This window comes from Solirhodobacter olei (assembly GCF_004010155.1).
GTDB classification, from domain to species: domain Bacteria; phylum Pseudomonadota; class Alphaproteobacteria; order Rhodobacterales; family Rhodobacteraceae; genus Solirhodobacter; species Solirhodobacter olei.
Map to the genome: position 1 here is coordinate 61,707 of NZ_RRYH01000002.1, position 14,789 is coordinate 76,495.

At 67.0% G+C, this 14,789-nt stretch carries 12 protein-coding genes; 2 read left to right on the forward strand and 10 right to left on the reverse strand.

What is annotated here, in order from left to right; all coding sequences use genetic code 11:
* Positions 1–18: 18 nt before the first annotated feature.
* The 10 genes from EIP85_RS00315 to betC form a co-directional block, all read right to left on the reverse strand.
* Positions 19–1,584, reverse strand: coding sequence for an ABC transporter substrate-binding protein (locus tag EIP85_RS00315; RefSeq protein ID WP_127900142.1), 1,566 nt, complete (start codon positions 1,582–1,584; stop codon positions 19–21).
* 220 nt (positions 1,585–1,804) lie between these two features.
* Positions 1,805–2,422 carry a TetR/AcrR family transcriptional regulator gene (locus EIP85_RS00320; protein ID WP_127900143.1) on the reverse strand — a complete coding sequence of 206 codons (618 nt, stop codon included), beginning with the start codon at positions 2,420–2,422 and terminating at the stop codon, positions 1,805–1,807.
* Positions 2,415–3,284 (reverse strand): polyphosphate kinase 2, encoded by an 870-nt coding sequence (gene ppk2 / locus EIP85_RS00325; protein WP_127900144.1) that lies wholly within the window; start codon positions 3,282–3,284, stop codon positions 2,415–2,417. Before ppk2 ends, EIP85_RS00320 begins: the two co-directional genes overlap by 8 nt.
* A 44-nt stretch (positions 3,285–3,328) precedes the next feature.
* The gene (locus EIP85_RS00330; RefSeq protein ID WP_206615410.1) at positions 3,329–4,288 is read right to left on the reverse strand and encodes an alpha/beta fold hydrolase; all 960 of its coding nucleotides are present in this window, start codon (positions 4,286–4,288) and stop codon (positions 3,329–3,331) included.
* Positions 4,275–5,195, reverse strand: coding sequence for a homoserine O-acetyltransferase MetA (gene metA / locus EIP85_RS00335; RefSeq protein ID WP_127900145.1), 921 nt, complete (start codon positions 5,193–5,195; stop codon positions 4,275–4,277). The genes EIP85_RS00330 and metA overlap by 14 nt, the downstream gene beginning before the upstream one ends.
* Before the next feature lie 41 nt (positions 5,196–5,236).
* Positions 5,237–6,097 (reverse strand): ATPase, encoded by an 861-nt coding sequence (locus tag EIP85_RS00340; RefSeq protein WP_127900146.1) that lies wholly within the window; start codon positions 6,095–6,097, stop codon positions 5,237–5,239.
* 60 nt (positions 6,098–6,157) lie between these two features.
* Positions 6,158–7,108, reverse strand: coding sequence for a DMT family transporter (locus tag EIP85_RS00345; protein ID WP_127900147.1), 951 nt, complete (start codon positions 7,106–7,108; stop codon positions 6,158–6,160).
* Between the two features lie 110 nt (positions 7,109–7,218).
* Positions 7,219–8,349, reverse strand: coding sequence for an OmpP1/FadL family transporter (locus EIP85_RS00350; RefSeq protein ID WP_127900148.1), 1,131 nt, complete (start codon positions 8,347–8,349; stop codon positions 7,219–7,221).
* Positions 8,350–8,434: 85 nt separating this feature from the next.
* A complete protein-coding gene (locus tag EIP85_RS00355; RefSeq protein WP_422067198.1) occupies positions 8,435–9,346 on the reverse strand; it encodes a DMT family transporter in 912 nt (303 codons plus the stop codon).
* A 94-nt stretch (positions 9,347–9,440) separates the two neighbouring features.
* Positions 9,441–10,949, reverse strand: a complete 1,509-nt coding sequence (gene betC, locus EIP85_RS00360) for a choline-sulfatase (protein WP_127900149.1) — start codon at positions 10,947–10,949, stop codon at positions 9,441–9,443.
* Between the two features lie 146 nt (positions 10,950–11,095).
* Here betC and EIP85_RS00365 point away from each other — a divergent pair, with 146 nt between their 5' ends.
* Both EIP85_RS00365 and EIP85_RS00370 read left to right on the forward strand, forming a co-directional pair.
* Positions 11,096–13,084 (forward strand): CocE/NonD family hydrolase, encoded by a 1,989-nt coding sequence (locus EIP85_RS00365; protein WP_127900150.1) that lies wholly within the window; start codon positions 11,096–11,098, stop codon positions 13,082–13,084.
* 119 nt (positions 13,085–13,203) lie between these two features.
* The gene (locus tag EIP85_RS00370; protein ID WP_127900151.1) at positions 13,204–14,787 is read left to right on the forward strand and encodes an ABC transporter substrate-binding protein; all 1,584 of its coding nucleotides are present in this window, start codon (positions 13,204–13,206) and stop codon (positions 14,785–14,787) included.
* The last annotated feature ends 2 nt before the right edge of the window (positions 14,788–14,789 follow it).

The following is a 14,789-nucleotide window of genomic DNA, read 5'->3' on the forward strand; positions in this document are numbered from 1 at the left end:
GTCGTTTCCGGGTGCCGATCAGGATTTGCTGATCAGCCAGAAACGCATCAGGAACGCGGTGTCGAAGGTCTGCTTCAGCCCGTGAACGTCGTTGCGGGCCACGGCCACCATCGACTGCTGGAAGTAGGGGATGATCGGCACGTCCTTGGCCGCCAGCTCCTGCGCCTGCTTCACGTAGCCGAGCCGCTCGGCCTCGGTCTTGGCCGACTTCTCCTTCGACAGGATCGTGTCCATCGCCTTGCTGTCATAGCCGTTGGACGTGAAGTTGGCGTGGGAGTCGTAGAACGGCACCAGGTAGTCTTCGGCATCCGGATAGTCCGGGAACCAGCCGAGTTGGAAGGCGTTGTACTGGGTGCCGAGCGTCTTGGCGTAGGTCGCCCATTCCGCCGACTTCAGCGTGATCTTGAAGAGACCGGAGGCATCCAGCGCGCGCTGGATCTGGGTGTATTCCTCGGCCGAGGAGGCGCCGTAATGCGAGGGCGTCCACCAGATCGTCAGGTTGACCGGGGTGGTGATACCGGCCTTCTTCAGCACTTCCTTGGCCTTGGCCAGGTCGGGCTTGGCGCCGTAGAGCTTGGAGAAGGCATCCTCATGCCCGGGCAGGCCCGCCGGAACGAGCGAGTAGAGCGGGCTGACATAGCCGTGGTAGACGTCCTTGGCGATCGCCTCGCGCGGGAAGAGATAGGCCAGCGCCTGGCGCACGGCGAGCTTGTTGGTCGGCGCGCGGTTGGTCGAGAGCACGAGGTAGCGGATCGACACGCCCGGACCCTTCACGACGCGGAGGTCCTTCTCCTTGTCGAGCGAGGCGTATTCGGTCGGGGTGAAGGTGCGGAAGACCATGTCGATCTCGCCGCGCTCCAGCGCCAGCTTCATCGTCGAGGACTTGGAGAAATAGGTGATGATGAGGTTCGGCGTCTTCGGCTGCGGACCCCAGTAACCCTTCCAGGCGGTGTAGACCGCGGTCTGGCCGGGGGCGTATTTCACCAGCTTGTAGGGGCCGGTGCCGATCTGCGCGCTGGTCGAGGGCTGCAGCTTGTCGGCCGGGTAGATCTTGTGGTCGACCACATAGGTCGCGCCGGTCGTCAGGATGTAGTTCCAGGTCGACTGCGGCTGCTTGAGGTGGAAGGTCACCTTGTAGGGCCCGTCCGTCTCGACGCTCTTGAGGTTCGACAGAAGCCCCCAGATGCCCGAGGGGTCGTGGATCTTCACCACGCGGTCGAGCGAGAATTTCACGTCTTCCGAGGTGAACTTGTCGCCGTTCTGGAAGGTCACGCCCTTGCGCAGCTCGCAGGTCCAGTTGGCCTGGGTCGCGTCGGCCGAGCAGGAGGTGGCAAGCTGGGGCACCGGCGCGCCGCCGCCCGGCGGGATCGTCATCAGGTGCTGGAAGATCTCGCGGTCCGCCGTGTCCGAGCCGTAGTCGTACTGGCCGGCCGGATCGAGCGCGGTCACCGTGTCGGTGGTGCCGTCGATCAGCGTGTTCGCCGGCGTCTGCGAGGCCGCGAAAGCGGGCTGGCCGAAGGGCGCGTAGACCGCCAGCGCGAGCGCTGCCGTCGCGAGTTTCAGAGGCGCATGTGCATGTTTCATGGACACTTGTTCTCCCCGTCGTTTCGTTGCGATTTTTGGCCGCGTGCGGCTGGCCGCCAACAGAGACCCCGCGTCAGGTGAGGTCAAGGCTGCCGCCGGGAACAAAGCGGGGACGTATGTTCACGAGAACGCGAGTTCGGCAGGGTGCATTCTCGCGGGAAGACGTACCGCGAGAATGCCGATTCCAGGAATATTCTTTTGGTTTCAGCCCGGTGGAGGCTTACCGATCGGGCGGGATCAGACCGAGGCCGCGCAGGTAGATCCCGATGCCGGCCTCCAGCAGCTCCTCTGGCGGGAAGGGGCTTTGGGAGCCGACCGAGCCGCGGGCGAAGAGCTCCACCACGCCGTGGCTCATCGCCCAGATATGGGCGGAGAACATCGAAGCCGGGGGGCGCCGGTCGGGCGGGATATGTTCGGAAAGCTTGGTCGCAGCCGCCTCCAGCACGCCGCGGGCGCGGGCGGCGACGGCGGCGAGCGAGGGGTTGGAATTGACCGAGACGCCGCTTTCGAACATCGCCATGTAGTGGCCCGGGTAGCGGCGGGCGAAGGCGAGATAGGCGCGGCCCGTCGCCTCGAAGGCCGCGAGGGCCGAGGGCTTGCCGTCGTTGAAGGCGTATTCCATCAGGCTGGCGAAGATCTCGTAGCCCTGGCGGGCCGCCTCGGCGATCAGGTCGTCGCGGCCGGCGAAATGGCGGTAGACGGCGGCGGGGGTGACGCCGGCGGCCTTGGCGGCCTCGGACAGGGTGAAGCCCTGCGGGCCGCGCGCCTCGATCAGGCGCAGCGTGGCGTCGATGAGCGCCTGACGCAGGTTGCCGTGGTGGTAGCCGGCCTTAGCCATTCAGAAGTTCCGGGCCCCCGCAGATCGCGACATCGGTGACGCCCACCGCCTCGGCGTTCTTGCCGGCATAGTCGAAGCGGCCGAGGATGGTCTGGATCGCGGCGATGCGGGCGCGTTTCTTGTCGTCCGACAGCACCACCGTCCAGGGCGCCGCCGCGCGATGGGAGCGGGAGAGCGTCTCGTCGATGGCCTGGGTATAGGCGTCCCAGCGCTTGAGGCCCTCCACGTCGATCTCTGACAGTTTCCATTGCTTTAGCGGGTCGCGCTCGCGGTCGAGGAACCGCTTGAGCTGCTCGGCCCGGTCGACGGAGAGCCAGAGCTTGATCAGGACCATGCCCTCTTCAAGCAGCATGTCCTCGAACTGGGGAAGCTGGGCGAAGAAATGCTCGCGCTCCTTGACGGTGCAGAAGCCGAAGACCTTTTCGACGACGCCGCGGTTGTACCAGCTGCGGTCGAAGAGCGTGATCTCTCCCCCCGCGGGCAGCCATTCGATGTAGCGCTGGAAATACCATTCGCGGGCTTCGCGGTCCGTCGGCTTCTGAAGCGCCGCGACCGTGCAGACGCGGGGGTTCAGGTTTTCCGTCACCCGGCGGATCGTGCCGCCCTTGCCGGCGGCGTCGCGGCCCTCGAACAGCACGACGAGGCGGCTGCCGGTCTTGCGGATATGCGACTGGAGCTTGGCCAGCTCGATCTGCAGCGCCGCCATCCGGGCCTCGTAGTCCTTGGTCTTCATCTCCTCCTTGTAGGGATAGGCCTTGGAGGAGATGTCGTTCTTGTCGGCCTTGCCGATCGCCTTGCGGATATGGTCGGGGGCCTCTTTCTCGAGGTACTTGCTGATCGCGCCGTTGAAGGGAAGGTCCATGGTCCGCCTCGCTCTGCCGGATGCCAGTATCGCGAATGGCGCGCTCAGCGCAATGCGGGGTCGAGGCCGGCGCGGGCGGCGGCGCGGTCGATCGCGGCGATGACCGCCTCGGGGTGGCTTTGATGCGGCATGTGGCCTGCGCCCTCGATCACGCTCAGGCGGGCGGTGGGGGCGAGGCGCGAGAACGGCTCGGCGTGGGTGGCGAGGGGGACGATGGTGTCGGCGGTGCCGTGGACCAGTTCGATCGGCATGGCGAGGCCCGGGTAGAGCCGGGACATGGCGCGGACGTGGGGCAGGAGGCCGTTCACCTGGGCGGCGTTTTCCAGAAGCGTCGCGCGGCGGAGCGCGAGCGGCGTGCCCGCGGCCTCGGCGTAGCCGGGCGGCACCGGGTCGGGGGCGAAGATCCCCTCCACGATGGCGGCAAGGCGGCGGTCGCTGGCGAAGGCCGCGACCAGCGGGATCACCATGCGGCGGAGAAGCGGACGTTCGGCGATCCGGTACCAGGCGCCGAGGCCGCCCTTCCAGGGCATCGAGGCGCCGGAGACGAGGACGAGGCCCGCCGTTGCGGGATCGGCCAGCGCCCAGGCCAGCGCCACCGCGCCGCCGTAGCTTTGGCCGAGCACCAGCGGCCACCTGATGCCGATCCGGTCGGCGGCGGCGCGCAGCGCGTCTGCCTGCACGCGCGGGTCGGTCGCCCCGGGAACCGCGTCGGACCAGCCGAGGCCGGGGCGGTCGAAGGCCGTGACGCGGTACCGGGGCGCAAGGCGGCCCATCAGGTTCCAGGTGAACTCGCGCGAGCTGCCCGAGGCGCCGTGGAGGAGGACGAGATCGGGCCCGGTGCCTTCGGTCACCGCGTGAACGCTGTGGCCGCCGACATCTATCCGCCGGCCAAGCGGTGGGAAGGCACGTTCGGCCGCCGCCTCGCGCGCGCGGGCACGGGCGGCGGTGGCGGCGCTGCCTGCGGCGAGGACGGCGCCTGCGGCGAGGATCTCAAGGGCGGCCAATTTCGGAGATGTCGAAGGGCGTGCTCTGGTAGATCTCGTTGATCCAGTTGCCGTAGAGCAGATGGGCGTGGCTGCGCCAGCGGTTGCGCGGCGGCTTGGTCGGGTCGTCGTCCGGGTAGTAGTTGTCGGGGATGTTGATCGGCGTGCCGTTAGCGACGTCGCGATCGTATTCCTCCTTCAGCGTGCCGCTGTCGTATTCGAGGTGGTTTATGATGTAGAGCGCGCGGTGGCCCGGGTCCTCGACAAGGCAGGGGCCGGTCTCTGCCGAGGTCAGTAGCGTCGTCAGCGCCGGAACCTTGTCGATGTCCTCCTGCCGCATCTCCGTCCAGCGGCTGACAGGCATCACGAAATCGTCCGCGAAGCCGCGCAGGAAGGGCGAGGCGGGGGCGAGGTTCTGATGGCGGAAGCAACCGAAGGCCTTGTGGTCGAGGATATGCTTCGGCACCCGGTGGAAGTGCCAGGCCATTGCCATGCCGCCCCAGCAGACGCCGAAGGTGGAATGCACGTTGGTCTGGGTCCAGTCCATCACCTCCTTCAGCTCGTCCCAGTAGGAGACCTCCTCGAACGGGAGATGCTCCACCGGCGCGCCGGTGATGATGAAGCCGTCGAACTTCTCGGCCTTCACCTCCTGGAACGGGCGGTAGAAGGCTTCCATGTGTTCGGGCGCGGTGTTCTTGGGCTGATGCTCGGTCATCCGGATCAGGTGCAGGTCGATCTGCAGCGGCGTCGCGCCGATGAGGCGGGCAAACTGCGTCTCGGTCTGGATCTTCTTCGGCATCAGGTTCAGCAGGCCGATGCGCAGGGGCCGGATGTCCTGCCGGGCCGCGCGCATCTCGGACATCACCATCACGCCTTCGCGGGCGAGGATGTCATAGGCGGGCAGGCTCTCGGGCAGTGTGATCGGCATCGGAAACTCCGGTTGGTCCGGCAGCGGAAGTAGGGCGAATGTCAGCGACGCTCAAGGGCGCGGGCGACGAGCCGGGTGAAATCGGCCGGCTCGCGGAGAGCGGCGACCTCCTCGGCCGTGACGGTGACACCCCATTTCGCGGCCATGGCGGCATAGCGCGGCTGGCGATGGGCGAGCAGGCGCGCGTAGCCCCAGCGCAGGAAGGCGTCGGGGTTGACCTCCTCCTCCGTCTGGCCGTGCTGGGCGAGGTATTCGGCCCAGATCTGCTGCAGGAACCCGGCCTGGTAATACATCGGCTTCGGCGCGCGGTCGAAGCGGCGGGCAAGCTCGTCGGTATTGTGGTCGCTGCCCTTGATCCAGACGAGAAGGTGGCTTTCGGCCAGCGCGGTCAGCACCGGGTCCTGCGGATCGTCGGGGTCGACGACCTCGCAGATGGACCCGCCGCTGTCGCAGACGAAGTTGCCGTAGCCGTAGATCGCGCGCGCGCGTTCGATGAAATGGGCGGTGTCTAGCAGCGCCGAGATCTCGGCCTGGCGGTGCTCCTCCTGCCGGCGCAGGTATTCGGCGAAGGGCAGGCCGCCGAGGGCCGGGTTGCCGGGCTTGCCGAGATAGGTTGAGAGCGGCGCGAGGTTGTCGAAGGTGATGTTGGAGGCGATGTAGACGCTGTCCGTCATCAGAAGCTCGCGCAGGAGCGGCACCTTCATCGCCTCGCGCTTGAAATTGTCGGCGATCAGCTCGCCCATGTAGCGGGTGCCGATGCGGTAATCGACGGAATAGTGGAACCAGCCGCCGCCCTCGCGCAGCATGTTGGAGATATGGGTCTTGCCGAGGCCGGACATGCCGAAGAGGAGCACGCGCTTGCTCTCGGTTCCCAGCCAGTCCTCTGCGCCTTGGTAGATCATCGCCGCCCGCTTTGCCGCCTTGCCGTTACCGGACATGGGTAGCGGCAAGCGGCGGCAAGTTCACGCGGATTCTTGCGTGGAGTCCTTGGGGCGGCTTCCGGCGCGGGCGGGCAGGAGGCGGCGCAGCAGGCGGCCGTCCAGCACGATCAGCCCCGCCGTGATCAGCACGAAGCCGAGATAGGCGGAAGGCGCGAGCCGCTCGCCCAGCACCAGCGCGCCGAGCAGGATGCCGACCGGCGCGACCAGCAGCGTGACCTGGCTGACGTTCCCTGCGCCCGCCATGGCAAGCACGCGGTAGTAAAGCAGGTAGGCGAAGGCCGAGGCCGCGAGCGCAAGGTAGAGCAGACCGCCCCAGACCGAGGGCGCGTAGGAAAAGCTCGGCACCCCGTCGAAGAAGAGCGCCATCGGCAGCATCATGGCGGAGGAGCCGGTGAGCATGCCGGCGGCGGCGACCTGGGGCCGTATCCCCTTCAGCGCGTGGCGCGCGAAGGCCGCCGACAGCGCGTAGGAGAAGGCCGCACCCAGGACGGCAAGCTGGGAGAGCGAGGTGAGGTCCATCCCCTTGAGCGCATCGAGGCCGATGACGCTGGCGACGCCCAGGAAGCCCAGCGTGACGCCGGCGGCCTTGCGGGCGGTCAGCCGCTCGTCCCTGAAGAGCGCGGCGGCGACGAGTACGCCCAGGATCGCGGTCGAGGCGTTCAGGATCGCGGCGAGACCGGAGGCGATGCGAATCTCGCCCCAGGCGATGAGCGAGAAGGGAATGGCGTTGTTCAGAAGCCCCATGACCAGGAAGACGCCCCAGATCCGCAGGCCGCGCGGCACCGGAAGGCCCCGTCCGAGCACGTAGAGCCAGAGCACCGAGGCCGCGCCGATGACGCGGAAGGCGACGATCGTGGGCACGCCCACCCCCGCCAGCGCCAGCCGGTAGGCGAGGAAGGAGCCGCCCCAGATCAGCGCGAGCAGCAAGAGCTCGGCCCAGGCGCGGGTCGAAAGGGTCTTCTGAACTGTCATCTGTCCTCCCTGACGCAGGCGGGCCGTTATCGCGACCCGTATCCTGCGCATCCGCAGTCAAAAGGCCCCGCCGCGGGGGCGGGGCCTTTCGGGATAAGTGACCCTGCGGTCTAGAAAGTAAAGCCGACCTTCACACCCGCGGCAATCGCGTGGTTGCCGGAGAAATGCGCGGCGGTGTTGGTGTTGTCCACGGTCGTATTGGCGCTGCCGATCAGGATGTACCGGACGCCCCCGGTGATCTTCACCTTGCCCACCGTATAGGTGGCCCCGAGACCGACGGCGGAGCGCCCATCCGTCGGCGCGAGGTTCGAGGAGAAGCCGCCGACCTTGGGCTCGTAGCTGAGCGAGACGGCGCCGGACCAGTGATCGGTGAACTTGTGGCCGAGGCCCAGCGTGTAGGTCGTGGTGTTGCCGTTCAGTGCGACCAGGGGCGAATGCACCTGCGACTCGTAGAACGTGGGGTCGATGTTGAACTGCTTCCAGTTCACCCAACGGATCGAGCCAAAGACCAACGTCGTCGGGTTGATCCCGGTCTGCGCATCGAGGTTCACCGACTGCGGCGTGGTGATCGGCGTGTTGGAGGAAGAGACCGTAGCGCCGTCCAGCATCTCGGTCGTCGGCGTGTTGTACTTGATCTTGGAGTTGTAGGTCAGCGAGACCCGCAGCCCGATCTCCGGCTTCTCATAGGCGATGCCCGCGACATAGCCGAAGGCGCCCTGGCCTTTGCCCTGGGCGGCATAGGTGTGGGTCGAGAGCGGCAGAGAGTCGATATGCTCGGCCATGGTCTGCCAGCGGACGCCGCCATAGACGCTGACGTTGTTCTCGAAGTGGTATTTCAGCAGGCCGGTCAGCGCGTGGGTGGTCAGCGTCGCCCGGGCGCCCTGAAGGAAATAGGCCGGCAGCGAGGTCGCGGCCGGGTAGTCCACATTTGCGCCGAAGGGCTGGTCGTAGATCAGCGCGCCGGCGAGGTTGTGGCCGAGGTCGGTCTTGAAGGCGAAGGCCGGCATGTTGTAGCTGCCCGCCATGTCGCCTGACTTCGCGCCCGCGGTGGAAGAGGCGCTGAGCGTCTGCTCCTGCGTGCCCGAGACGGTGGGCGAGACGTAGCCGAAGGACAGCTCGCCATAGTTGCCCTTCTCGAACAGCGGCGCCACGGACTGGCCAGACCGGTCGATGCCACCGGCGAGCGCTGTCCCTGCACTGGCCGCGAGAAGCCCAGCGGCGATCATGGTTGTTTTTTTCATTGTCTCTCCCTTCGCCGTTATCCCCGTACGGCAGCTGGAAAAACGGTAGGGAGAGCGGGTTTTTGCGTCAATCCGTAACGCGGCGTCAGGACGAATTGACTCTAGATCGTGGCGCCCCTGCACGGGTTTCCACCCTTATGTTGTAGAAATTCGCCATGAAAATGACAGCCGCGCCGAGAAAGACCCAAGGGTCGAGCAACTCGTGGTAGAAAACCATCCCGACCACCGCGATGATCGGCAGGCGGGTGAAGTCGATCGGCATGACCACGCTGGCGGGCGCGACGGAGAGCGCGCTGGTCAGGCAGTAATGCGCGGCGAGACCGGCGCAGCCGATCACCAGCAGCCCCGGCGCGGTTGCGGCATCGGGGATGGTCAGGTGCCCCGCCCAGGCGAAGGCGCAGAGCGCGCCGAAGCCGGCCTGCAGCACGGTCATCCAGAACAGGATCGACAGCACCGGTTCCGTCCGCGTCAGCCGCTTGGTGAAGATCGCGGTGAAGGCGAAACCCACGGCGGCGGCCGCGGCGGCCAGCAGCCCGGGCGAGGGCGGCCCGCCGAACGGATGGGCGACGATCAGGATGCCGAGAAAGCCGAAGATCACCGCCGTGGCGCGCGACCGGGTCAGCGGCTCGCGCAGCAAAAGAGGCGCGATCAGCGCGACCCAGACCGGGCCGGTGAATTCCAGCGCGAAGACCTGCGCCAGCGGGATCAGCGTCAGCGCCCAGAACCAAAGGTTCTGGCCGGTGAAATGGGCGACGTTGCGGGCCAGATGTTCGGCCGGGCGGCGGGCGCGGATCTCGCCCAGGCGGCCCCGGGAGGTGGCGACAGTCCGGACGATGAGAATGCCGATGAGCGAACGCCAGGTCATCAGCTCGAAGGTGTTGAGCTGGATCTGCACCTCGCGCCCGGCCACCGCCATGGCGCAGAAGGAGGCAATGGATCCGGTCATCCAGAGCGCGGCGCGGGCGACCTGCGCCGGGGTCACGCCCGGGGCGGGCAAAGCGGCCGCGGCCGCGCCGGGGGGTTCCGGCGCGGCTCATGTTCCGGCCCTCTGGCGCGGGGAGGGTTGGCGGAGGCTCAGCGTCGGCCCCCGGTCATTCGCCGCGCGGGAAGCGCTTGTTCTCTTCCAGCACGTTGAGGTCCATGTGGTTGCGCATGTAGCGTTCGGAGGCCTTCTGCAGCGGCTGGAAGTCCCAGGGGAAATAGGCGCCGTTGCGGAGCGCCTCGTAGACCACCCAGCGGCGGGCCTGGCTTTCGCGCACCGCCGCGTCGAATCGGCCGAGATCCCAGCGCGCCTCGGCCTGGGCGCGGAAGGCGGCCAGCGTGCTGGCATGGGACGGTTCATGCGCAAGGTTCCGGCGCTCGTGCGGATCGGAGGAGAGATCGAAAAGCTGTTCCGGATCAAGCCCGCAGGCGGTGTATTTGAAGTGGCCCTCGCGGAGGCAGACCAGCGGTGCCCAGCTGCCCTCGGCGGCATATTCGATCGCCACCGGGCTGGTGCGGGGCGTGCCCGAGGCCAGCGGCACCAGGCTTTCGCCGTCGGTCCAGGGCATCACCTCTTCCATCGACACACCGGCCAGATCGCAGAGCGTCGGCGTCGCGTCGATGGTGGAGACGGGCGTCTCGATCCGCGCGGGCGAAAGGCCCGGGGCGGCGAGCATCATCGGCACGCGGGAAGAGCCCTCGAAGAAGGACATCTTGAACCACAGTCCGCGGTCGCCCAGCATGTCGCCATGGTCGGAGACGAAGAGGATCACGGCCTCCTGCCGGGTGTCCTTCAGCACCTGCAGGACCTCGCCGATCTTGTCGTCGATATAGGAGATGTTCGAGAAATACCCGCGCCTTGCGCGGCGGATCTGATCCTTGGTGATATCGAAGGCGCGCCAGTCGCAGCTGTCCATCAGGCGCTTGGAATGCGCGTCCTGCTCGTCATAGGGGATCGCCGGGATCTCGGGGTCGAGATGCTCGCAGTCCTCGTAGAGGTCCCAGTACTTGCGCCGGGCGACGTAGGGGTCGTGCGGGTGGGTGAAGGAGACGGTGAGGCACCAGGGCCGCGCGTCGGCGCCGCGCGACAGGTCGTAGATCTTCTGGCAGGCCTGGTGGGCGACGTCGTCGTCATATTCCATCTGGTTGGTGATCTCGGCCACGCCGGCGCCGGTGACGGAGCCGAGGTTGTGGTACCACCAGTCGATTCGCTCTCCCGGCTTGCGGTAATCCGGGGTCCAGCCGAAGTCCGCCGGGTAGATGTCAGTCGTCAGGCGTGATTCGAATCCATGCAGCTGATCGGGGCCGACGAAGTGCATTTTTCCTGACAGGCACGTCTCATACCCGGCGCGGCGAAGGTGATGCGCGAAGGTCGGGATGTCGGATGTGAACTCTGCCGCGTTGTCGTAGACGCGGTGGCGCGAGGGCAGCGAGCCGGACATGAACGAGGCCCGCCCCGGGGCGCAGAGCGGCGAGCCTGTATAGGCGTTGGCAAAGCGCACCGAACGGGCCGCGAGGGCCTTGAGATTAGGGGCGTGGAGCCAGTCGGCGGGCCCGTCGGGGAACAGCGTCCCGTTCAACTGGTCGACCATCAGGATCAGGATGTTGGGACGGGTCATCGGGGCCTCCTCGCATGCGACTTCGCTGCCCTTGTGCGGGCGCCGGAGGGGATGCGTCTAGCCTGAAAGTGACGCTTTTAGGCCTGGAAGAGGCGTTGACACTTGGTGCGGATCGGGTTGGTTTGACGCCAATGAGGGGGGCCTGAATGAAAACCATCACCGAATTTCCGCACCGGGTGCAGGAGACCGAGGACCTCGGGATCGTGCTGAAGGACGGCTGCCGGCTGTCGGCGCGGGTCTGGATGCCGGAGGGCGAGGGGCCGTTTCCGGCGGTGCTGGAATTCCTGCCCTACCGCAAGCGTGACGGCACTGCCGCGCGCGACGCGCTGACCCATCCCTATTTTGCCGGTCACGGGTTTGCCTGCCTGCGCGTGGACATGCGCGGCAATGGCGACAGCGACGGGTTGATGGAGGATGAATATTCGCCGCAGGAGCTGTCCGACGCCTGCGAGGTCATCGACTGGATCGCCGCGCAGGACTGGTCGAACGGCCGGGTGGGCATGATGGGGATCAGCTGGGGCGGGTTCAACTCGCTGCAGGTGGCCGCGCTGCAGCCGGAGCCGCTGAAGGCGATCATCACGCTCTGCTCCACCGTCGACCGCTATGCCGATGACATCCATTACAAGGACGGCTGCCTTCTGAACGAGAACCTCGGCTGGGGGGCGACGATGTGGGGCTATTCCTCGCGTCCGCCGGACCCGGCGCTGCGCGACGACTGGCGCGCGGTCTGGCTGGAGCGGCTGGAGAAGGAGCCGTTCCTGCCCGCGGTCTGGCTGCGCCACCAGCGGCGCGACGCCTACTGGCGGCATGGCTCGGTCTGCGAGGATTTCCCGGCGATTCGGGCCGCGGTGCTGGCCGTGGGCGCCTGGGGCGATGCCTACAAGAACGCGGTGCCGCAGCTGGTCGAGAAGATCGAGGCGCCGGTGAAGGGCATCGTCGGGCCCTGGATCCACAAGTATCCGCATTTCGCCGTGCCGGGCCCGCGGATCGGGTTCCTGCAGGAGGCCGTGCGCTGGTGGGGCCGGTGGCTGCGCGATGACGAGAGCGGGGTCGAGGACGACCCGGCCTACCGGATGTACCTGATGGACGGGGTGCGCCCGGCCTCGTGGTATACCGAACGGCCCGGCCGCTGGATCGCGGAAGGCTCCTGGCCCGCGCCGGGGATCGGGACGGAGGTTCTGCCGCTCGGGCCCGGGCGGCTGGGCGGGGCCGGGGAGGGGTTCGAGATCCCTCTCGCGTCGCCTCAGCATTGCGGCGCAAGCGGCGGGGAGTATTGCGCGATCTGGCTTGGGCCCGAGATGCCCGGGGATCAGCGCGGCGACGACGCCCTCTCGGCCTGTTTCGACAGCGCGCCGATGGAAGAGACCGACATCGTCGGCGCGCCGGTGCTGCGGCTGAAGCTGCGCTCGGACAAGCCGCAGGCGCAGATCGCGGTGCGGCTGAACCATGTGCATCCCGATGGCGCCTCGACCCGGATCACCTATGGCGTGCTGAACCTCAGCCACCACGCAAGCCACGCCGAACCGGAGGCGCTGGTGCCGGGCGAGGAGATGGAGATCCGGCTGGCCCTCGACCATATCGCCTACCGGCTGCCCGCAGGGCACCAGCTGCGGGTCGCGGTTTCGTCAAGCTACTGGCCGATGATCTGGCCCGCGCCGGAGGCCGCGACCCTGACGCTGACCGGCGGCGCGCTGGAGCTGCCGGTGCGCCCGGTGGCGGCGGGTGCGGAATGGGAGTTTCCCGAGGCCGAGGCGGCGCCCGCGCTCCGGACACGCGAAATTCGCGCCCCAGCGCATGTGCGCCGCAGCGAGACCGACCAGCGCACCGGCATGGTGAGCCTTGTCATCGAGGACGACTTCGGCATGGCCGAGAACCTCGACCACGGGCTGATCACCGGCTCGGTCGCCCGCGAACGCTGGGAGATCCATCCCGACGATCCGCTGACGGCCACGGGCAGCTGCCACTGGACCGAGGAGGTGATCCGGGACGGGATCCACCTGCGCACCGAGGCCCGCTGTTCGATGTGGGCGGATGCCACCACGTTTCACCTCAGCGCCACGCTTGAAGCTTATGAAGGAGATGTCGCCGTCCTGACGCGCGAGCTGCGCGAGGAGGTGCCGCGCGATCACCTGTGATCGCGTATCATCGCATCCGCGAGTGCCGCGTGGGACGAACGCAAAGAAAGCGTTGCCCGACAAGGCAAATGCGGGTTATTGATTCAGTAGTCAACAAAAACGCTACCAGGGAGTAACAGATGTCCGACGAACTCGCCTACCTTGCCGCGCGCGCCGCACGCGGCCTCATGAGCCGCCGCGCCTTCATGGGCCGGGCCGCCGCGGTTGGCGCGACCGCCGCCATGGCGGATACGCTGCTTGGCACGGCCGCGCGGGCTGCCGGGCCGAAGAACGGCGGCACGCTGAAAATGGGTCTTGGCGGGGGGGAGAGCACCAACTCGCTCGACCCGGCGCTGGACGCGAGCCAGGTGCCGTTCATGTACATGGGCACGATGGGCAACACGCTCGTCACCGTCTCGCCCACCGGCGAAGCCGTCGGCGAACTGGCCACCGGCTGGGAAAGCACGCCCGACGCCGTCACCTGGACCTTCAAGATCCGCAAGGGCGTGGAGTTCCACAACGGCAAGACGATGACGCCGGATGACGTGCTCAAGACGATCCAGCGCCATTCCGACAAGAAGTCGAAATCCGGCGCCTTCGGCATCCTCCAGAGCATCAAGGAGATGAAGGTCGACGGCGACAACTTCGTCGTCACGCTGAAGTCGGCCAACGCCGACCTGCCGTATCTGATGGCCGACTATCACCTGGTCATCCAGCCGAACGGCGGCCTCGACAAGCCGGATGCGGGCATCTTCACCGGGGCCTACAAGCTGAAGAGCTTCGAGCCCGGCGTGCGGATCGAGATGGAGAAGTTCAAGAACTACTGGGATCCGAATGTCGGCCACTTCGACACGGTGGTGATGCTGGTCATCAACGACTCCACCGCCCGGAACGCGGCGCTGCAGTCGGGCCAGGTCGATATGGTGAACTCGGTCGAGCCGCGCGTCGCGGACCTTCTGAAGCGCGCGCCGCATGTGACGGTGGATGCGTCCGCCGGGCGCGGCTTCTACTGCTTCAACATGTTCTGCAACACCGCGCCCTTCGACAACAACGACCTTCGCATGGCGCTCAAGCTCGCCATCGACCGCGAGGAGCTGGTGAAGAAGATCCTCGCCGGCTACGGCTCGGTCGGCAACGACACGCCGATCAACAAGAGCTATCCGATGTTCGAGCCGATGCCGCAGCGCAGCTACGATCCGGAAAAGGCAAAGTTCCACTTCAAGAAGTCGGGCTACAGCGGCGATATCCTGCTGCGCACGGCCGATGCCGCCTTCTCTGGTGCGGTCGATGCGACCTCTCTGTTCCAGCAGTCTGCAAAGAAGGCCGGGATCAACATCACCATCAAGCGCGAGCCGAACGACGGCTACTGGAGCAGCGTCTGGAACAAGGAGCCGTTCTCCGCGTCCTACTGGGGCGGCCGTCCGACGCAGGACCAGATGTTCTCCACCGCGTATCTCTCCACGTCCGACTGGAACGACACCCGCTTCAAGAACCCCAAGTTCGACAAGCTGGTGCTCGACGCGCGCGGCGAGCTGGACAAGGCCAAGCGCAAGGAGATGTATCACGAGGCCAACATGCTGCTGAGGGATGAAGGCGGGCTCATCAACCCGATGTTCAACAACTTCATCAACGCCTATCGCAGCGATCGGGTCGCCGGCTGGCACGACAACCCGAACCAGGACATGATGAACGGCAAAGCGGCCGTCCTGTGCTGGCAGGCGTGAGG